The 18,795-nt window shown below is 66.1% G+C and carries 16 protein-coding genes; 9 read left to right on the forward strand and 7 right to left on the reverse strand.

The annotated features are described in order from the left end of the window. Position 1 precedes the first annotated feature (1 nt). The 3 genes from P1K30_RS12295 to P1K30_RS12305 are packed head-to-tail and all read left to right on the forward strand — an operon-like array spanning position 2 to position 4,052. Positions 2–1,681: an ABC transporter ATP-binding protein gene (locus P1K30_RS12295; protein ID WP_275633037.1), complete on the forward strand. Its 1,680-nt coding sequence runs from the start codon at positions 2–4 to the stop codon at positions 1,679–1,681. A gap of 2 nt (positions 1,682–1,683) precedes the next feature. Beyond that, a complete protein-coding gene (gene manD, locus P1K30_RS12300; RefSeq protein WP_275633038.1) occupies positions 1,684–2,892 on the forward strand; it encodes a D-mannonate dehydratase ManD in 1,209 nt (402 codons plus the stop codon). A gap of 5 nt (positions 2,893–2,897) precedes the next feature. After that, entirely contained in the window at positions 2,898–4,052 is a 1,155-nt protein-coding gene (locus P1K30_RS12305) for a mandelate racemase/muconate lactonizing enzyme family protein (protein WP_275633039.1), read from the forward strand. Here P1K30_RS12305 and P1K30_RS12310 read toward each other — a convergent pair. From P1K30_RS12310 to P1K30_RS12340, 7 genes are all read right to left on the reverse strand, one after another. After that, positions 4,039–5,415, reverse strand: coding sequence for an FGGY-family carbohydrate kinase (locus tag P1K30_RS12310; RefSeq protein ID WP_275633040.1), 1,377 nt, complete (start codon positions 5,413–5,415; stop codon positions 4,039–4,041). The two genes, P1K30_RS12305 and P1K30_RS12310, sit on opposite strands and share 14 nt — an antisense overlap. Then, on the reverse strand, positions 5,415–5,729 hold the full coding sequence (gene rhaM / locus P1K30_RS12315; protein ID WP_275633041.1) for an L-rhamnose mutarotase: 315 nt from the start codon (positions 5,727–5,729) through the stop codon (positions 5,415–5,417). Before rhaM ends, P1K30_RS12310 begins: the two co-directional genes overlap by 1 nt. After that, positions 5,729–6,718, reverse strand: a complete 990-nt coding sequence (locus P1K30_RS12320; RefSeq protein WP_275633042.1) for an ABC transporter permease — start codon at positions 6,716–6,718, stop codon at positions 5,729–5,731. Before P1K30_RS12320 ends, rhaM begins: the two co-directional genes overlap by 1 nt. Continuing rightward, the gene (locus tag P1K30_RS12325) at positions 6,715–7,695 is read right to left on the reverse strand and encodes an ABC transporter permease (RefSeq protein ID WP_275633043.1); all 981 of its coding nucleotides are present in this window, start codon (positions 7,693–7,695) and stop codon (positions 6,715–6,717) included. Before P1K30_RS12325 ends, P1K30_RS12320 begins: the two co-directional genes overlap by 4 nt. A gap of 160 nt (positions 7,696–7,855) precedes the next feature. After that, on the reverse strand, positions 7,856–9,394 hold the full coding sequence (locus tag P1K30_RS12330; RefSeq protein ID WP_275633044.1) for a sugar ABC transporter ATP-binding protein: 1,539 nt from the start codon (positions 9,392–9,394) through the stop codon (positions 7,856–7,858). A 69-nt stretch (positions 9,395–9,463) separates the two neighbouring features. Then, positions 9,464–10,465 (reverse strand): rhamnose ABC transporter substrate-binding protein, encoded by a 1,002-nt coding sequence (rhaS, locus tag P1K30_RS12335; RefSeq protein WP_275633045.1) that lies wholly within the window; start codon positions 10,463–10,465, stop codon positions 9,464–9,466. A gap of 40 nt (positions 10,466–10,505) precedes the next feature. Then, complete coding sequence (locus tag P1K30_RS12340; protein ID WP_275633046.1) at positions 10,506–11,306, reverse strand: DeoR/GlpR family DNA-binding transcription regulator; 801 nt, start codon at positions 11,304–11,306, stop codon at positions 10,506–10,508. A gap of 187 nt (positions 11,307–11,493) precedes the next feature. Between P1K30_RS12340 and P1K30_RS12345 the strand changes: the two genes are divergently transcribed. The 6 genes from P1K30_RS12345 to P1K30_RS12370 all read left to right on the forward strand — a co-directional run bounded on the left by P1K30_RS12345 (position 11,494) and on the right by P1K30_RS12370 (position 18,761). Further along, positions 11,494–13,593 (forward strand): bifunctional rhamnulose-1-phosphate aldolase/short-chain dehydrogenase, encoded by a 2,100-nt coding sequence (locus P1K30_RS12345; protein WP_275633047.1) that lies wholly within the window; start codon positions 11,494–11,496, stop codon positions 13,591–13,593. Between the two features lie 90 nt (positions 13,594–13,683). Then, positions 13,684–14,958 carry an L-rhamnose catabolism isomerase gene (rhaI, locus tag P1K30_RS12350; RefSeq protein ID WP_275633048.1) on the forward strand — a complete coding sequence of 425 codons (1,275 nt, stop codon included), beginning with the start codon at positions 13,684–13,686 and terminating at the stop codon, positions 14,956–14,958. A gap of 57 nt (positions 14,959–15,015) precedes the next feature. Beyond that, positions 15,016–15,780: a GntR family transcriptional regulator gene (locus P1K30_RS12355; RefSeq protein ID WP_275633049.1), complete on the forward strand. Its 765-nt coding sequence runs from the start codon at positions 15,016–15,018 to the stop codon at positions 15,778–15,780. Positions 15,781–15,867: 87 nt separating this feature from the next. Beyond that, positions 15,868–16,551: an N-acetylmannosamine-6-phosphate 2-epimerase gene (locus tag P1K30_RS12360; protein WP_275633050.1), complete on the forward strand. Its 684-nt coding sequence runs from the start codon at positions 15,868–15,870 to the stop codon at positions 16,549–16,551. Continuing rightward, positions 16,548–17,408 (forward strand): ROK family protein, encoded by an 861-nt coding sequence (locus P1K30_RS12365; RefSeq protein ID WP_275633051.1) that lies wholly within the window; start codon positions 16,548–16,550, stop codon positions 17,406–17,408. The genes P1K30_RS12360 and P1K30_RS12365 overlap by 4 nt, the downstream gene beginning before the upstream one ends. A 33-nt stretch (positions 17,409–17,441) precedes the next feature. Next, a complete protein-coding gene (locus P1K30_RS12370; RefSeq protein WP_275633052.1) occupies positions 17,442–18,761 on the forward strand; it encodes an extracellular solute-binding protein in 1,320 nt (439 codons plus the stop codon). The last annotated feature ends 34 nt before the right edge of the window (positions 18,762–18,795 follow it).

Raw genomic sequence — 18,795 nt, forward strand, 5'->3', positions numbered from 1 at the left:
CATGAGCCCGATCCTCAAGGTCGAGAACCTGACCACCGTTTTTCCCACGCGCACCGGCGATTTCGTGGCGGTCGACGATGTGTCCTTCACGCTGGAACCCGGCAAGACGCTGTGCGTCGTGGGCGAAAGCGGGTCGGGCAAGTCGGTGACCGCGCGGTCGATCCTGCAGATCGTGGACAAACCCGGCAAGATCACAGGCGGCCGCATCCTGCTGGACCGCGACGGGACCGAGGTCGACCTCGCCGCGCTGGACCCGCGCGGCCGGGCGATCCGCGACGTGCGCGGCAAGGACATCGCGATGATCTTCCAAGAACCGATGTCGTCGCTGTCGCCGATCCACACCATCGGCGTCCAGATCGGCGAGGCACTGCGCATTCACTTCGGCATGGGCAAGGCCGAGCGGCGCGAGCGGGTGATCGAACTGCTGCGGCAGGTGGAAATCCCGAACCCCGAGACCGCCATCGACCGCTATACCTTCGAATACTCGGGCGGGATGCGGCAGCGGGCGATGATCGCGATGGCGCTGGCCTGCAATCCGCGCATCCTGATCGCGGACGAACCCACCACCGCGCTGGACGTGACGACGCAGGCCGAGATCCTTGACCTGATCGGCAAGCTGCAGCGCGAGCATGGCATGGCCGTGATGTTCATCACCCACGACATGGGTGTGGTGGCCGAGATCGCGGACGAGGTGCTGGTCATGTACCGCGGCCACGTCAAGGAACACGGCAGCGTGGAAGACATCTTCCATGCGCCGAAAGATCCCTACACGAAGATGCTGATCGGCTCGGTCACCAAGCTGGAGCACCGCTCGGAGGCGCTTGTGCGCACCGACGCCGCGCCAGAGACGGTCACGGCGCCGGCGCCCCTGCTGGACGTGCGCGGGCTGACCAAGACCTTCGGCGAACTGAAAGCCGTGAACGACGTGTCGCTGACGCTGAAGGATGGCGAGACGCTGGGCGTGGTGGGCGAAAGCGGATCGGGCAAGACCACGATGGGCCGCTGCCTGCTGCGGATCTACGACCCCGACGCGGGCGCCATCGACTTTCGCCGCGCCGACGGTTCGGTGGTCGATGTGGCCACCGCCGGCAAGGCCGAGCTGAAAGCGGTCCGCCGCGAGATGCGCATGGTGTTTCAGGACCCCGTCGGGTCGCTGAACCCGCGCAAGACGGTCGGTCAGATCGTGGCCGAGCCGCTGCGGCTGGCGGGCTTCGGCACGCCGAAGCAGATCGACGACAAGGTGGCGGACCTGATGCGGCAGGTGGGCCTGCCGCCCGAATGGCGCGAACGGTTCCCGCACGCCCTGTCGGGCGGCCAGCGCCAGCGCATCGGCATCGCGCGTGCGGTTGCTGTGAAACCGCGCCTGATCATCGCGGACGAGGCGACCAGCGCGCTGGACGTGTCCTTGCGCAGCCAGATGCTGGACCTGCTGGTGCAGCTTCAGGAAGAGATGGGCCTCAGCTTCGTCTTCATCAGCCACGACATGTCGGTGATCCGCTACATCTGCGACCGGGTGGCGGTGATGTACCGTGGCCGCGTGGTCGAAACCGGCGAGACCGATCAGGTCATCAACCGGGCCGAACATCCTTACACACAGGCGCTGCTGTCCGCGATCCCGCATCCGGACCCGAACCAGCGCCGCATCCACGACAGGGTGCGCTACGTCCCCGAGGAAGCCTGAGAATGAAGATAACCGACATCAAGGTCTTCGTGACCTGTCCCGGCCGCAACTTCGTGACCGTCAAGGTCTATACCGATCAGGGCCTGACCGGCGTCGGGGACGCCACCCTGAACGGGCGCGAGCTTGCGGTTGCGTCCTACCTGAAGGACCACGTCGTGCCCTGCCTGCTGGACCGCGACCCGATGCGGTCCGAGGACATCTGGCACTATCTGTACCGGGGCGCCTACTGGCGGCGCGGGCCGGTGACGATGGCGGCCATCGCGGCGATTGATACCGCGCTTTGGGACCTCAAGGCCAAGGCCGCGAACATGCCGCTGTACCAGCTTCTGGGCGGCGCCAGTCGCGACCGGGTGCTGTGCTATACCCACGCACAGGGGCGCGAGATCTCGGAAGCCGTTGACGCGGTCGGCGCGCGGATCGAACAGGGCTACAAGGCGGTGCGCGCGCAGGTCGGCATCCCGGGGCTGCCCGATGTGTACGGCACCGGCTCGTCCGGGGTGACCAACACCGCCGCCGACAGCGACCTGCCGAAGGAAGAGGTCTGGTCGACCGCGAAATACATGCCCCGCATCCCGGCCTTGTTCGAGGAACTGCGCGCGGCGCATGGCGCCGACGTTCACCTGCTGCACGACACCCATCACCGCCTGACCCCGATCGAAGCGGCGCGGCTGGCGAAGGATCTTGAACCCTACCGGCTGTTCTGGCTGGAAGACACTGTACCCGCCGAAAATCAGGACGGCTTCCGCCTGATCCGCCAGCATTCGACCACGCCGCTGGCGGTGGGTGAGGTGTTCAACACGATCTGGGACTGCAAGCAGCTGATCGAAGAACAGCTGATCGACTTCATCCGCACCACCTGCGTCCACGCGGGCGGGCCGACGGCGCTGCGGCGGATCATGGATTTCGCGGGCGTCCATCATGTCCGCACCGCCTGCCACGGGGCGGCGGACATGTCGCCGATCTGCCTTGGCGCGAACCTGCATCTGGACCTGTGGGTGCCGAACTTCGGCATTCAGGAATACTCGGGCTACACCGACGAGATGCTGTCGGTCTTCCCGCATGCATGGACCTTCTCGGATGGCTACCTGCACCCCGGCGACGCCCCCGGCCACGGCGTCGATTTCGACGAGACGCTAGCCGACAAGCACCCCTATCAACGCGCCTACCTGCCGGTGAACCGGCTGGAGGACGGCACACTCTGGCACTGGTAACAGACATGAAAATCACCAAGATCAAGACCTTCGCCGTCCGCGTCGGCATCCGCAACCAACTGATCGTGAAGGTCGAAACCGACGAGGGCATTCACGGCTGGGGCGAAAGCGGCCTGTCGGGGCGCGAGAAGGCCGTCGCAGGCGCGCTGGAACACTACGCCGCTTTCGTCGAGGGGCGCGATCCCTTCGCCATCGGCGCGCTGTGGCAGGAGATGTACCGCAGCCAGTATTTCGAGGGCGGGCGCGTCCTGACCGCCGCGATCTCGGCGCTGGACATCGCGCTGCACGACATCAAGGGCAAGGCGCTGGGCGTGCCGGTCTACCAGTTGCTGGGCGGCAAGCAGCGCGACGTGATCCCGACCTTCGCCACCACGTTCGAGGCGCCGGGGCCGAAAATGATCGAGCAGGCGCAGATGCTGGTCGAACACGGCTGGACGGCGATGCGCCTGTCGCCCGACGGGCACGAGAACAAGACGACCTACGAGCCGCGCGAGCATATCGCCAACTCGGCCAAGTGGCTGGTCAAAGCGCGCGAGACGCTGGGCGAGGACGTGGTGCTGGGCATCGACTATCACCACCGGCTGACCGTGGCCGAGGCCGCGAGTTTCTGCCAGAAGATGCCGTCCGGCACGCTGGACTTTCTGGAAGAGCCGATCCGCGACGAAAGCCCCACCGCCTACGAGGCGCTCCGTCGGATGACCGACGTGCCCTTCGCCATCGGTGAAGAGTTCGCGTCGAAATGGCAGTTCCTGCCGTACATCGAACGCGACATCCACCAGTTCAACCGCATCGATGTCTGCAACGTGGGCGGGCTGACGGAATCCATGAAGGTCGCCGGCTGGTCCGAGGCGCATTACGTCGACATGATGCCCCACAACCCGCTGGGTCCGATCTGTACCGCAGCCACGGTGCATTTCGCGGCCGCCGTCCCGAACTTCAGCTGGCTGGAAACCCGCGCCAGCCCGGCCGAGACGCATCTTGGCTTCGACGATACCGACCTGTTCCCGGTCCAGTGCCGGTTGGACGGCGCGGTGTTGCCGGTGCCGGACACGCCCGGCCTTGGCATCGAAGTCAACGAAGAGGCGCTGTCGCACCGGGGGTTCGAGTTCTGGGAAGCGCCGCACCTGCGTCGGCGCGACGGGTCGTTCACGAACTGGTAGCAGGCTCTGGCGTGCGGGCCACGGCCTGTGCCCAAGCCGTCGCATAGGCGCGCCAGCGGTCGCCCGTGGGTGCTTTCGTCACCGTCAGGGCGGGCACCGGCGCGTCGGGCCGCGCCAACAGCGCGGCGCCGATGCTGGTTCCGGTGGCCGACGCGGCGGTCGATACGGCCCGCCCCGTCGCCGCGCCCAGCATGTCGTGAAACTGCGGGTTCCGGGCGAAGGGACCTTCGACAATGGTGGGGCCGCCTGCGCCGATCAGGTCAAGACAAGTCGCCGTCATCAGCGCCAGATAGAACGACAGCGCCGCGCCTTTCTGTCCGGGTGTCATCGCCGGGTCGGACCAACCGCCCGTGCGGTGCTGGAACGGGCCCGAGCCGGGCTCGACCGATGGCAGCAGGAACAACTTGCCATTCAGGACGGCGTCCACGTCTGCCGGGGTGGGGGGCGCGGTTTCGGGCTTTGCCAGTTCGTACTCGCGCCCGCCCATGAACCGCGCCGAGGGCGTCGCACCCCCGTTCGCGTTGACGTTCATCAGCGTATCGCGCGCGGCATCCAGCGGCACCGTAGGGCCGCCGACCGCCATCGAGATGACCCACGTTCCGGTCGACACCACGCTGAACGGCGCCTGTGTCGCGATCAGGTGCGGCAGCAGCGAGGCGTTGGAGTCGTGGATGCCCGAGAACACGGGGGTATCGGCAGGCAGCCCGGTGCGCGTGGCGATGTCCGGCAACAGCGCGCCCGCCACGTCGCCTGCCTTGGCCAGCGGCGCCATCTTGTCGGTCAGCCCCAGAGTTTCGACCAGCGCCGAATAGCGCCCCTCGCGCGGCAGCCACAGGTCGGTGTGGCAGCCCAGCGATGTGTATTCGCAAGCGAAATTGCCGGTCAGCCGGCCCGACCAGAACTGCGGATAGGTGACGACCTGCGCCAGCCGGTCCCGCAGGCCAACTTGGGTTTCCAGCAGCCAATGCAGTTGCGCGCCCACGTTCAGCCCCATCGGCAACCGGGGCGACCCGGTGTCGGCGAAGGCCGGGCGGATCGCGTCATAGGCATCTGCCAGCGCGTCGGGCCCGTCGTTTTCGTAGTCGAGCATCGGGCAGGCCAGTCCGCCATCCGCGTCCAGCAGCACGATGGACGCGCCGTGCGCGGTGACGCTGATCGCGTCGATGCCGTGTTCGGCGTGCAGCGTCGCAAGCGCGTCCAGCAGGAAGGCCCAGTGGCCTTCGATATCGTAATGCGGATAGGGCGCGCCGGGGCGCACGGCATTGGGACGGGTGAGCACACCCACCTCGTGCATCTGGACGGTATCGACCACCGCAAGCTTGGCGTTGGTCTTGCCGATGTCGATGACGGCGACGTTGCTCATCAGGGCATGTGGAACATCGGGACAAGCGGCACCGCCACGGGCTCGTTGTCCGGTTTCGTTTCCATGATGTCGGCCATGTGGGCCCACCACCGCTGCATCACCTCGTGCTGCGGCAGCGCGCCCATGCCGTGATCGTCGGTGCGCCACAGGACGCCGAACAGGTGGTTGGTTTCCTCATCAAGATGGATCGAATAGTCCGATACGCCGGCGTCCTTCAAAAGCGCCATCAGCTCGGGCCAGATCTCGTCGTGTCGGCGCTTGTATTCGTCGGCGCAGCCGGGCGTCAGCGTCATGCGGAAGGCGTATTTTTCCATCACGGTCTCCACTTCTGCCAAAGCCGGGGCAGGGCGATGACGCCGATCAGAAGCAGGCCGATGAAGATCGACATCACGATCCCGGGCACGTTCAGCAGGCCCAGCCCGAATGTCACCAGCCCCATCACGAAGGCCGCGATCACGACGCCGGGGATGGTGCCCGACCCGCCAAGGATCGACACGCCGCCCAGCACCACCATCGTCACCACCTCCAGTTCCCAGCCAAAGGCGATGGACGGCCGGGTCGAGCCCAGTCGCGCGGTCAGGCAGATCGCGGCAATGCCGGACATCAGGCCGGTCAGAAGGAACAGGATGAACTTCACCCGCGCAACCTTGATCCCCGAGAAGGCCGCGCCGGTCGCGTTGTTGCCGATGGCATAGACCATGCGGCCGAAGTTCGTCTTGTGCAGCAGCACGCCGTAGATCACGGCCAGCACCGCGAACAGCACGAACTCGAACGAGATCACCCACCAGACATAGCCCTGCCCGAAGTACGAGAAACCGGACGGGTAGCCGCGATAGGCCTGATCGCCCAGCACGATATAACTGATGCCCCGGAACAGACTCATGGTGCCGATCGTCACCACGATGGACGGCAGGCCAAGCCCCGTCACCAGCACCCCGTTGAACGCGCCGCACAGCAGGCCCGTCAGCAGCCCAATGGCCACCAGTTCCGGCGTGCCCGCGCCCATCTGCACCGCCGCGCCCATCGCGGTCGAAGCCAGCGCGATGATCGAGGCGACCGACAGGTCGATCTCTCCCGAGATGATCAACAGCGCCATCGCGAAGGCGATCATCGCCTTCTCGGTGAAATTGAACGTCGCGTCGCTGAGGTTCCAAGCGTTCAGGAAGTAGGGCGACGCAAGGCTGTTCGCGATGAAGATCGCCACGGCGACGGCCAGCAGCAGGACTTCCCAGCTTTTCAGCAGGCGCGCGGCGGGCGATTGCAGCCGGTCGGGGACGTGGCGGGGGGAGGCGGCGTCGGTCATGCGTGGCCCTCGGCGCTTTTGAGGATGATGCGGCCTTTCGAACGGCTGGAGCGCGCGTTGAAGGCGACGGCGACGATGATGGCGGTGCCGGAAATGGCCATCTGCCAGAAGGGCGAGATGTTCACGACCGGCAGCGCGTTCTTGACGATGCCAAGGAACAGCGCGCCCAGCAGCGTGCCAAGGATCGTCCCCGCGCCGCCCGCGATCGAGATGCCGCCGATCACGCAGGCGGCGACGACCTCAAGCTCGAACCCGCCCGCGATATCGACATACGCGACCGAGTAACGCGCGACCCACAGGTATCCGGTCAGCCCCGCCAGCGCGCCCGAGATCACGAAGGCCATGAACTGCGTCCGGCCCACGTCGATCCCGGTGTAGACCGCCGCGCCGGGATTGCCGCCCACGGCATAGAAGGCGCGGCCCAGCGGGGTGCGGGCGATCATCACGAAGAACAGCGCGGTGACGAGGATCGCGATCCATGCCAGCACCGGCAGGCCAAGGATGTCGAAGCGCGGGAAACCGGTGAAGGCGGGGCTCATCTCGTGGGCGTTGACCCATGCGCCGTCCGAGATCACGAAGATCAGGCCGCGATAGATGGTCATGGTGCCCAGCGTCACCACGATGGGCGGGATCGACAGCTTCCAGACCATGACCCCGTTGATGGCGCCCATCACCGCGCCCATCGCGACGGCCAGCAGCAGGATCGCCGCCAGCGGCACGCCGGGCATCGCCGCGTTCAGCATGGCGCAGACCATGCCGGTCAGCGCAAGGTTGGCGGCGACCGACAGGTCGATGCAGCGGGTCAGGATCACCACGGTCTGCCCCAGCGCAAGGATGATCAGCGGCGAGGTGTCCGTGAAGACGCGGGCAAGGTTCGACGGCTCGACGAAGGCCGGGAACCGGCTGGCGATCAGCACCAGCAGAACGGCGATGGCACCCAGCAGGATCGCCTCGCGCGATTTGAGGAAGGCGGTCATGGGCGGGGGCCTTTCGTATGGATCACCGTGTCCGGGGCAGTGTGCTTTGAAAGAATGGACCGCCCGGGCGTCAGCCCGGACAGCGCCGACCCGCCCCCATGGGGCGGCGCTTTTGCGCCACCCCTCGGTTCGGGGCGGCTCTTGTTCTGGAACGACACCGTCATGCCCCGATCCCCGCCGCATGGCGCACCAGCGTCTCGGGCGTCAGTTCGTCGCCCGTCAATTCCGCCGCGATCAGCCCCTCGCGCATCACGATCACGCGGTCGGACATGCCCAGCACCTCGGGGATTTCCGAGCTGACCATGATCACCGCCAGCCCCTGCGCCGCGAGTTCCGCCATGAAGGCGTGCACGGCGGCCTTGGACCCGATGTCGATGCCCTTGGTCGGTTCGTCCAGAATGATGACGCGGGGCTTCGTCGCCAGCCACTTGGCGATCACCACCTTCTGCTGGTTGCCGCCCGACAGGTTGCCGACGTCCTGATCCAGCGATGCCGCCCGCAGGTCCAGCCGTTCCGTATACTCGCGGGTCAGCGCGAATTCCTCGGACAGCTTCAGAAATCCCCGGCGCGACGTCTGCGCCAGCGAGGGCAGGGTGACGTTCTGAAAAATCGGCAGCCCGATCACGGCACCCTGCCGCCCGCGTTCCTCGGGGACATAGACGATACCCGCGTCGATGGCGTCGGACGGCGAGCGGACCTGATGCGCGGTGCCGTCGATGCGGATCTCACCGCCCGATGGTTTGGTGACGCCGAACAGCGCCTGCATCACCTCGGACCGGCCGGCACCGACAAGGCCGTAGAAACCAAGGATCTCGCCCTTGCGAAGCGTGAAGGAAATGTCCTGAAACTCGGTCGGATGGGAATAGCCCGAGACAGCCAGCACCTCGTCGCCGACCCGGTGGTCGCGCGGGGGGAAGATCTGGTCGACCGACCGGCCCACCATCAGGCGGACCAGCTCGCCCTCGTCGATCTCGGCGATCAGCCCCTCGCCGACGTGCTGGCCGTCGCGGAACACGGTGTAGCGGTCGGCGATGCGAAAGATCTCGTCGAACTTGTGGCTTATGAACAGGATCGCGCGGCCCTCGGACTTCAGGCGTTCGACCAGCTCGTACAGCTCTTCGATTTCCTTGTGGGACAGGGCTGCCGTCGGTTCGTCCATGATCACGACGCGGGCGTCGACCGACAGCGCGCGGGCAATGGCGACAAGGTGCTTCGACGCGATGCCCAGTTCATGCAGCGGCATGTCGGGATCAAGGTCGGCGTCGATCCGGTCAAGGATTTCGCGCGCGCGGGCCCGCATCGCCGCCCAGTCGATCAGGCCGAACCGGGTGCGGGGCTGGTGCCCGATGAAGATGTTCTCGGCCACCGATAGTTCATCGAACAGCACCGTTTCCTGATGGATCGCGGTGATCCCGGCGTCGGTGGCGTGCTGTGCGGTAGGGAAAACGACGGCCTGACCGTCCAGCGTGATGGTGCCCGCGTTCGGCTGCAGGATGCCGGTCAGGGTCTTTACGATGGTCGACTTGCCCGCCCCGTTCTCGCCCACCAGCGCGGTCACTTGGCCGGGATACAGCGACAGCGACACCTCGGACAGCGCCTTCACGCCCGGAAAGGTCTTGGTGATGCCGTCAAGGTGCAGCACCGGCGCGACATCCGCCGGAACGGGCCGCGGGTTGGACGGGTCGAGACTGACCTGCATCGCGGTCTTCCCCTGGAATTCGGATAAAGAAACCCCGGCGCGGCAGCCGCGCCGGGGCGATGGAACAGCTTAGAAGATGCTCTTGAACTCTTCGATGTTGCTGGCGTCGTAAACGAACGGGTCGGCCATCGCGCCTTCGCCGTTGTCGTCCAGCGTCAGGGTGCCCATGCGGCCCATCGGGATCTCGGCGCCCGGACCTGCTTCGGCATCGCCGGTCGCCAGTTCATAGGCGAGGTAGGCGGCAGAATAGCCAAGGTCGATCGGGTTCCAGATCGCGAAGGACTTCGACGCGCCGGACTCGATGGCACCCGCCATTTCCGACGGCAGGCCAAGGCCGGTCACGTTGACCTCGCCGACCTTGCCTGCATCCTCGACCGCGCGCGCGGCGGCGACGATGCCGACCGAGGTCGGCGCGATGATGGCGTCAAGGTCGGGATAGGTCTGCATCAGGCCGGTCGCCTCGCGGTAGGACTTGTCGGCAAGGTCGTCGCCATAGACGGTCGCCACCACCTCGATGCCGGGATAGTCGCCCATCACCTTGTTCATTTCCTCGATCCAGGTGTTCTGGTTGGTCGAGGTCGTGGTGGCCGACAGTAGCGCCACCTTGCCGCCGTCGGGCAGTTCATCGGCGGCCAGCTTGATGATCATGTTCCCGATCAGCGCGTTGGACGACGGGTTCAGGTGCAGCTGACGGCCTTCCGGCGCGACGCCCGAGTCCCAGCTGATCACGGTGATGCCGCGATCCATCGCTTTTTTCAGAACGGGGACCAGCGCGTCGGTGTCGTTGGCGGACACCGCGATGGCGTCGACCTGCTGGGCGATCAGCGAGTTGATCACCTCGATCTGGCCCTCGGCGGTGGTGTCGGTTGGGCCGGTATAGATGATCTCGACGTTGCCCAGTTCCTCTGCGGCTTCCTCGGCGCCTTTCGCGGCGGCCTCGAAAAAGCCGATCCCCAGCGCCTTGACGACCAGTGCGATACGCACGGTGTCCTGCGCCTGTGCGGCGCCGCCACCGGCGACCATCATCGCGGCCAGCGCCGCTCCTCCAAACAGTCTTCTCGTAATGCTCATCATTTCCTCCCTGACTGAGCCCTAAATCACGTTCGCGGCGTCACCCCGCGTCCGATTTGCGCGCCGCGCCGGTCTGCGCGACGATGACCCGGATCTCCGCCGCCTCCAGCATCGACACCGTGCGGTCGCTGACCCGGTCGTCGGTGACCACGATGTCGATCCGGTCCAGCGGACACAGCACAAGGCTGGAGCGGTTCTCGAACTTCGAGCTGTCCACCAGCACGACCAGTTCGTCCGCCTGATCGATCAGCTTCTCCTCCGCCTGGATCAGCAGCGGGTCGTTTTCCATCAGCCCGATCGGCGCGATGCCGTAGGCGCCCATGAACATGCGCCGGGCATAGTAATGCCGGGTCATGTCGTTCTCGAACGGGCTGAGGATGATGTTCTGTTCGCGGTAGATCGCGCCACCCGGCACCATCACCGTGTTCTTGGTGTGCTTCAGCAGGTGTTCCGCGATGGGAAAGCTGTTGGTCAGCACCTGCACCCGGCGGCTTGCCAGTGGATGCACCATCTGGAACGTCGTCGTCCCGCCGTTGATGATGATCGGCTCGCCATCGTCGCACAGGGCCACGGCCTCGCGGGCGATGGCCTGCTTGTGGTCCATGTTCAGCGTCTGGTTCACCGCGAAGGGCCGACCGGCCAGCCCCGGCAGGGCGGGGGGCGTGATCGCCTCGGCCCCGCCGCGCACCCGCCGCAGCCGCTTGGCCGCGTGCAGCGTCGCGATGTCGCGCCGGATCGTCGCCTCGGAGGTGCCGGTAAGCGAAACAAGCTCGGCCACGGTCGCCACCGGCCGTTCCTGAACGGCGGATAGAATGACCCTGTGGCGTTCCGTCTCGTGCATCGGTGTCCTCCCGTTCGCCTCAGGATGGACGATTCTCGGCTTTCGTCAATCAGTAATTTTCAAAACCAATCATGCTGCGCCGCAGAATGATCGTTTTTGATCGAAACGGATTGACTTGCGGGGGCGGTTGTCTCAGCTTCTGGCGTAGCATCGGGCGGTGACAAGGCCGCGCATTCGGGAGGAACACATGCTGACACGCGTCGGGAAACGCCTTGAAAACCTGTGGGATGCAGGCAAGGCGGCGAACATGAGCGAGCCCGAGAAGCTGCTCTACCGCTCGAACCTCCTTGGCTCTGACAAGCGAATCACGAACTACGGCGGCGGCAACACGTCGGCCAAGGTGATGGAAGCCGACCCGCTCACCGGCGAGCAGGTCGAGGTGCTGTGGGTGAAGGGCTCTGGCGGCGACGTCGGCTCGATGAAGCTGGACGGGTTCTCGACCCTGTACATGGACAAGCTCGAGGCGCTGAAGGGCAAGTATCGCGGCGTCGAATTCGAGGACGAGATGGTCGGCTATCTGCCGCACTGCACGTTCAACCTGAACCCGCGCGCCGCCTCGATCGACACGCCGCTGCACGCCTATGTGCCGCGCAAGCACGTCGACCACATGCACGCCGACGCGATCATCGCCATCGCAGCCTCGACGAACTCGAAAGAGCTGACGGCCGAGCTGTTCGGGGACGAGATCGGCTGGCTGCCGTGGAAGCGGCCGGGCTATGAACTGGGCCTGTGGCTAGAGGATTTCTGCAAGAAGAACCCGGACGCGAAGGGCGTCGTGCTGGAAAGCCACGGGTTGTTCACTTGGGGCGACACGGCGGAAGACTGCTATGCCTGCACCATCGACATCATCAACCGCGCCATCGCGTGGCTGGACGAGAAGACAGACGGCAAACCGGCCTTCGGCGGCGCCAAGCATGAAAGCCTTGATGCGGACGGTCGCCGCGCCGTCGCCGCCGCCCTGATGCCGCGGATCCGGGGCATGGTGTCCGGCAATCAGCACATGGTCGGCCATTTCGACGATCAGGACGCGGTGCTGGAATTCGTGAACTCCAAGGATCTCGGCACGTTGGCCCCGATGGGCACGTCTTGTCCCGACCACTTCCTGCGCACCAAGATCCGTCCGCTGGTGGTGGATTTCGACCCGGCGACGCACAACCTTGATGCCGTGCTGGATGGGTTGCCGGCGCAGGTCGAAGCCTATCGCGCCGACTACGCCGCCTATTACGAACGGTGCAAGCACGACGACAGCCCGGCGCTGCGCGACCCGAACGCGGTCGTCTACCTTGTGCCCGGCGTCGGCATGATCACCTTCGCCAAAGACAAGGCGACGGCCCGGATTTCGGGCGAGTTCTACGTGAACGCGATCAACGTGATGCGCGGCGCGACCGCGATCAGCGACTACCAGGGCCTGCCCGAGCAGGAGGCGTTCGATATCGAGTACTGGCTTCTGGAAGAGGCCAAGTTGCAGCGGATGCCGAAGCCTAAATCGCTGGCGGGCCGCGTGGCGCTGGTCACCGGCGGGGCAGGCGGCATCGGCGCGGCCACGGCGGACCGTTATCTGTCGGAAGGCGCCTGCGTGGTGCTGGCCGACATCGACCAGACCGCGCTGGGCGCGACGCTGGACAATCTTGCGGGCCGCTATTCGAAGGACGTTGTGCGCACCGTGACGATGGACGTCACCGACGAAGCTGGCGTTGCCGCGGCCTATGCTTTCGCGGCGGTGGAATACGGCGGATCGGACATCCTTGTGTCGAATGCCGGCATCGCCAGTTCCGCGCCGGTCGAAGAGACCACGCTGGAGTTGTGGAACAAGAACATGTCGATCCTGTCGACCGGCTATTTCCTTGTCAGCCGCGAGGCGTTCAAGCTGTTCCGCGCGCAGGGCATGGGCGGATCGGTCGTGTTCGTGGCGTCGAAGAACGGGCTGGCCGCATCGCCCAACGCATCCGCCTATTGCACCGCCAAGGCGTCCGAAATCCACCTTGCCCGTTGCCTTGCGCTGGAAGGGGCAGAGGCGGGCATCCGCGTCAACGTGGTGAACCCGGACGCGGTTCTGCGCGGCTCGAAGATCTGGGAAGGCGACTGGCTGGAACAGCGCGCCTCGACCTACGGCACCGACAAGGAAGGGTTGGAGGAGATGTACCGCAACCGGTCCATGCTCAAGCGGTCGGTGCTGCCCGAGGACATCGCCGAGGCCGCCTATTTCCTGGCGTCCGACAAGTCGGCGAAGTCGACGGGCAATATCATCAACGTCGATGCCGGTAACGTGCAGGCGTTCACGCGCTGACGTTCTGGTAAGGATGGGGTTGAACCCCATCCTACGACATTTCCGACATTCGGAACGGGATTGGCGGTGTGAACCGCCGTGGGAGGACCAATGATCGAACAAACCGTTATCGACGCGGGGAACGAAGACCGCGTGGCCGCACTGCGCGCAGACTATGACGCGCTGGGTGCGCATCTGGACCGGCGCGGCATCTCGATCGATGCGATCCGGGACAAGGTCGCGACCTATGGCGTCGCCGTCCCGTCGTGGGGTGTCGGCACCGGCGGCACCCGCTTTGCCCGCTTCCCCGGCACCGGCGAGCCGCGCGGCATTTTTGACAAGCTCGACGACTGCGGTGTGATCCAACAGCTGACCCGCGCCACGCCCACCGTGTCATTGCATATCCCGTGGGACAAGGCACCCGCCGCCGACCTGAAGGCCAAGGCTGACGAACTCGGCCTCGGCTTCGACGCGATGAACTCCAACACGTTTCAGGATCAGCCGGACCAGCCGCTTAGCTATCGCTACGGCTCGCTGAGCCACACCGACAAGGCGACGCGCCAGCAGGCTATCGAGCACAATCTTGAATGTATCGAGATCGGGCAGGGGATCGGGTCGAAGGCGCTGACCATCTGGATCGGCGACGGGTCCAACTTTCCGGGACAGACCGACCTGACCGCACAGTTCGAACGCTATCTCGACAGCGCAAAGGCGATCTATGCGCAGCTGCCCGACGACTGGCGCCTGTTCACCGAACACAAGATGTACGAACCCGCGTTCTATTCGACCGTGGTGCAGGACTGGGGCACCAACTATCTGATCGCTAAGGAGCTTGGCGACCGGGCGCATTGTCTTGTCGACCTTGGGCACCATGCCCCGAACACGAACATCGAGATGATCGTCGCGCGGTTGATCCAATTCGGAAAGCTGGGCGGCTTCCACTTCAACGACTCGAAATACGGGGACGACGACCTCGACACCGGGTCGATCGACCCGTTCCGACTGTTCCTTGTGTTCAACGAACTGGTCGCGGCAGAGGGCAAGCCGGGCTTCGATCCGGCGCATATGCTGGACCAAAGCCACAACGTGACCGACCCCATCGAGTCGCTGATGTCGTCGGCCAACGAGGTGCGCCGCGCCTATGCGCAGGCGCTGCTGGTGGATCGGACGGCGCTGGCCGGGTTCCAGCAGGACAACGACGCGATGATGGCGGCGGGCACGCTGAAGCAGGCGTTCCGCACCGATGTCGAGCCGATCCTTGCGATGGCGCGGCTGGACAACGGCGGCGCCATCGACCCCATCGCGACCTACCGCGCGGCGGGCTATCGGGCGAAGGTCTCGGCCGAGCGTCCGGCGGTCAGCGGCGCGGGGGGCGGGATCGTCTAGGACCAGTCGCGGGCAAGAGGTCTTTCCCAGCGGCGAAGTTCGTGCCATTCTGGTTACATGAAAGACGGCGCAGAACAGGACCAGTTGGTCATCGACGCCCTGATCGCACGGCTTGAAACCCGCGCGCCCGGCATGTCCCGGTATCAGGCCCTGACGGAAACCATTTCCGAGGCCATCGGCGACGGGACCCTGCCGCGCGGGTCCGCTTTGCCGGGCGAGCGCGTGCTGTCCGACGGTCTTGGGGTGTCCCGCGTGACCGTCCGGCGGGCGATCGAGGATCTTGCAGGGCAGGGCATCCTGATGCGCAAGCACGGCGCCCGCACCACCGTGGCGAAGCGGGTCGAGAAGACGCTGTCGCGCCTGTCGGGCTTTTCCGAGGATATTCGCAGCCGGGGCATGGAGCCGGGGCTGCGCTGGCTGTCCCGGCATGCCGTCCGGCCGACGCCGAAAGAGGTGATGGCCCTTGGCATCATGCCGGATCAGACGGTGGTCCGTCTGCGCCGGGTCCGGCTGGCCGACGGGCATCCCATCGCGCTGGAATGCGCGACGATCCCCGAGGAACTGCTGCCCGAACCCGAGTTCGCGGGGGATTCCCTGTACGCCGCGCTGGATGCGGCTGGGGCACGGCCCGTGCACGGCACGCAACGGATTCGCGCCGGGGTGATGGACGACGCCGAAGCCGCGCTTCTGGATGCCGATCCGGGCACCGCCATGCTGATCGTCGAACGCCGCTGCACCAACGCCGAAGGTCGTCCGGTCGAATTCACCGAGACGCGATACAACGGAAATTATTACGATTTCGTCACCGAGCTGAGCAGCTAGGCCGGACCATTCCGACAATCTGGTAGAAACCAGTTGCGTACCAGTTGGCGTTCTGGTTACCTTCCTGTCACAGACAGGGGAAACGACATGCTCGAACAGCTCAAAGGACGCCTTATCGCGTCGTGCCAGCCGGTCACCGGCGGCCCGATGGACCGGCCCGATATCGTGGCCGCGATGGCTCTTGCGGCGCTGGACGGCGGCGCAGCCGGGCTGCGGATCGAAGGGCTGGACAACGTGCGTGCGGTGCGCGCGGCCACCCGCGCGCCCCTGATCGGCCTTCTGAAACGCGATCTCGACGACAGCCCGGTGCGGATCACGCCGTTCGCGACCGATGTCGCCGACCTGATCGCGGCGGGGGCGGATTTCGTGGCGGTGGACGCCACCAGCCAGACCCGCCCGGAAACGGTCGAGGCTTTGTATTCCGCGATCCGCGCGGGCGGCGCGCTGGCGATGGCGGATTGCGCCACGCTGGACGACGGGCGCCGAGCGGCGGCGCTGGGCTTCGATGTCCTCGGATCGACGATGTCGGGCTACACGGGCGGGCCGGTGCCCGCCGAACCGGACCTCGACCTTGTGCGGGGGCTGGCCGAACTGGGCCACGTCACGGTGGCCGAGGGGCGCTATCACCGCCCGGAACAGGCCGCTGCCGCCATCTCGGCGGGGGCGGATGCGGTGGTCGTGGGATCGGCGCTGACCCGTCTGGAACATGTCACCGGCTGGTTCGCGGATGCGGTCGCCGCGCAGGTCGCGACGACGCAGGGAGCCGCATGAGCGCCGCGCTTGCCATAGACATCGGCGGCACCAAGGTGCTGTGCGCGCTGGTGGAAGACGGTGTGGTGCTGGATCACGCGGTCGCGGAAACCGCGCGCGGGTCCGGTCCGGCAGCATGGCTGGAGACAGCCGCATCGCTGGCGGCAGGCTGGACCGGGCGATACCAGCGGCTGGGCCTTGCGGTGACCGGACGCGTCAGCGCGACGGGCCGCTGGTCGGCGCTGAACCCCGGCACCCTGAACATTCCCGACAATACCCCCCTGACGGACCTTGCCGCCGACAAGTTCGGCGTTCCGGCACTGGCCGTGAACGATGCGCAGGCTGCCGCGTGGGGGGAATACCGCTATGGCGCGGGACGGGGCGAAGATCTGGTCTATCTGACCGTCTCGACGGGCATCGGCGGCGGTATCGTGTCCGGCGGACAGCTTCTGCGCGGGCGCGGCGGCATTGCCGGGCACTTCGGCCAGATGCGGATCGGTGGCCGCAACGGCGCCCGGCTTGAATCCCGCATGGCGGGCCGCTGGCTGACCGAGGCGGCCGATGCCGCTGGCCATCCGGCGGATGCGCGCGGCGTGTTCGAAGCAGCCAAGCGAGGCGAGGCGTGGGCGCAGGACCTGCGCGACACGGCGGAACGGCGCGTGGCGGAGCTGACCGGCGACGTGCAACTGACGCTGGACCCGGTGCGCATCGTCATGGGCGGCGGCATCGGGCTGTCCGACGGCTTCATCGACAACGTGGCCGCGCATCATGCGGCGCTGCCGCCTGCATTGCGGCCCGCGCTTGTGCCGGCGCAGCTTGGCGTTCTCGCTGGCGCGGTGGGTGCCGCTGCGCTGGCGGATGACTTCTCAAGTAACTGAGTGCGAAACAAAATCCCAACAGGAGGTAAGACAATGACTTTCCGCAAGAAGATGCTGACCGCCACCGCGCTGAGCGCGCTGATGGCAACGGCCGCGCAGGCCGAGGTGACTGTTCTTGGCTGGCCGGGCGGCCCCGAGGAAGAGGCGCTGCGCGCCGTGACCGAGATCTACAACGCCAAGGAAGACGTGGCCGAGGACAACAAGGTCGAGCTGCTGTTCTTCAGCCGCGACGGTTTCTTCGACAAGCTGCAAGCCGACCTTGCCGCCGGCTCTGACGCGTTCGACGTGAACCTGCTGGCGACCTATTCGATCGGCCGCTACGCGCCCTACATGGAACCGATCACCCTGTCGGACGAAGCCGAGGGCGTGTTCGGCGACACCGTGCTGTCGACCATGCAGTTCGAGGGCGCCCAGTATGGCGTGCCGACCGACCTGTCGATGCACTTCCTGTTCTTCCGCACCGACCTGATGGAAGAACTGATGGGCGACGAGGACGCGAAAGCGACCTATGCGTCGATCTCCGAGGAATACCTTGGCACCGCGATGGAGCCCGTCGCGCCGGACGAGATGACTTGGGAAGATTTCGCGGCGACCGCGCTGTACTTCTCGCGCTCGGTCAACCCCGACAGCCCGACGCGTTATGGCACCGTGCTTCAGATGAAGAACCTGCTGTTCAACATGATGGTGTTCCAGTCCCTGCCGCGCGCTTACGGCGCCGACTGGATGGACGCGGACGGCAACATCACGGTCGACAGCGAGGCGTACCGGACCGCGCTTGAAATGTACAAGATGCTGTACGATGCCGGTGCGACCCCGACGGACTCGCTGTCCTACGAGTTCCCCGAGGCGAACGCGGCCTTCACCTCTGGTCAGGTGGCGATGATGGTGCAGTGGAACGGCGCGTCGGGCGCGCTGACGGGTGCCGAAAGCGCCCCGATGACCGCCGAGGTCACGGCAAGCGTCGCGCCGCCGACGGGTCCCGAGGGGCGTTTCACCCACATCCACGGTCTGGGTCTTGGCCTGAACAAGAATGCGCAGAACCCGGACGGGGCGAAAGCGTTCCTTGAATGGCTGTCGACCGAAGAGGCCGCCGTTGCATATGCCACCGCGGGCGGTGCGCCGGGCCTGACCGGCACGGCCATCGAGGCTGTCGCCGAAGCACGGCCCGACCTTGTCCCGCTGGGCGAGTTCGCCAGCAACTATGGCTACGTGATGAACGGCGCCACCGGCGCGAATGCCCTGTCGATCTACGAGCTTCAGGCGCAAGAGTTCACCGGCTATTGGGGCGACACGCAAAGCCTTGACGAGGCGCTGTCGGCAGCCGAAGCCGGCATGACCGACCTGCTGAAGTAATCCAGCCGTGGGGCCGGTGCAGTCCGGCCCCGCG

The sequence above is a fragment of the Psychromarinibacter halotolerans genome, assembly GCF_029168315.1.
Classification (GTDB): Bacteria; Pseudomonadota; Alphaproteobacteria; order Rhodobacterales; family Rhodobacteraceae; genus Psychromarinibacter; species Psychromarinibacter halotolerans.

Excerpts from the sequence above, each read along its gene's own strand:
- P1K30_RS12320 (WP_275633042.1), bottom strand. The coding sequence starts at position 6,718 with ATGACCGACGCCGCCTCCCCCCGCCACGTCCCCGACCGGCTGCAATCG.
- rhaS (WP_275633045.1), bottom strand. The coding sequence starts at position 10,465 with ATGAGCATTACGAGAAGACTGTTTGGAGGAGCGGCGCTGGCCGCGATG.
- P1K30_RS12365 (WP_275633051.1), top strand. The coding sequence starts at position 16,548 with ATGAGCGCCGCGCTTGCCATAGACATCGGCGGCACCAAGGTGCTGTGC.
- P1K30_RS12305 (WP_275633039.1), top strand. The coding sequence starts at position 2,898 with ATGAAAATCACCAAGATCAAGACCTTCGCCGTCCGCGTCGGCATCCGC.
- P1K30_RS12295 (WP_275633037.1), top strand. The coding sequence starts at position 2 with ATGAGCCCGATCCTCAAGGTCGAGAACCTGACCACCGTTTTTCCCACG.
- P1K30_RS12325 (WP_275633043.1), bottom strand. The coding sequence starts at position 7,695 with ATGACCGCCTTCCTCAAATCGCGCGAGGCGATCCTGCTGGGTGCCATC.
- P1K30_RS12345 (WP_275633047.1), top strand. The coding sequence starts at position 11,494 with ATGCTGACACGCGTCGGGAAACGCCTTGAAAACCTGTGGGATGCAGGC.
- P1K30_RS12340 (WP_275633046.1), bottom strand. The coding sequence starts at position 11,306 with ATGCACGAGACGGAACGCCACAGGGTCATTCTATCCGCCGTTCAGGAA.
- manD (WP_275633038.1), top strand. The coding sequence starts at position 1,684 with ATGAAGATAACCGACATCAAGGTCTTCGTGACCTGTCCCGGCCGCAAC.
- rhaI (WP_275633048.1), top strand. The coding sequence starts at position 13,684 with ATGATCGAACAAACCGTTATCGACGCGGGGAACGAAGACCGCGTGGCC.
- rhaM (WP_275633041.1), bottom strand. The coding sequence starts at position 5,729 with ATGGAAAAATACGCCTTCCGCATGACGCTGACGCCCGGCTGCGCCGAC.
- P1K30_RS12310 (WP_275633040.1), bottom strand. The coding sequence starts at position 5,415 with ATGAGCAACGTCGCCGTCATCGACATCGGCAAGACCAACGCCAAGCTT.
- P1K30_RS12330 (WP_275633044.1), bottom strand. The coding sequence starts at position 9,394 with ATGCAGGTCAGTCTCGACCCGTCCAACCCGCGGCCCGTTCCGGCGGAT.
- P1K30_RS12360 (WP_275633050.1), top strand. The coding sequence starts at position 15,868 with ATGCTCGAACAGCTCAAAGGACGCCTTATCGCGTCGTGCCAGCCGGTC.
- P1K30_RS12370 (WP_275633052.1), top strand. The coding sequence starts at position 17,442 with ATGACTTTCCGCAAGAAGATGCTGACCGCCACCGCGCTGAGCGCGCTG.
- P1K30_RS12355 (WP_275633049.1), top strand. The coding sequence starts at position 15,016 with ATGAAAGACGGCGCAGAACAGGACCAGTTGGTCATCGACGCCCTGATC.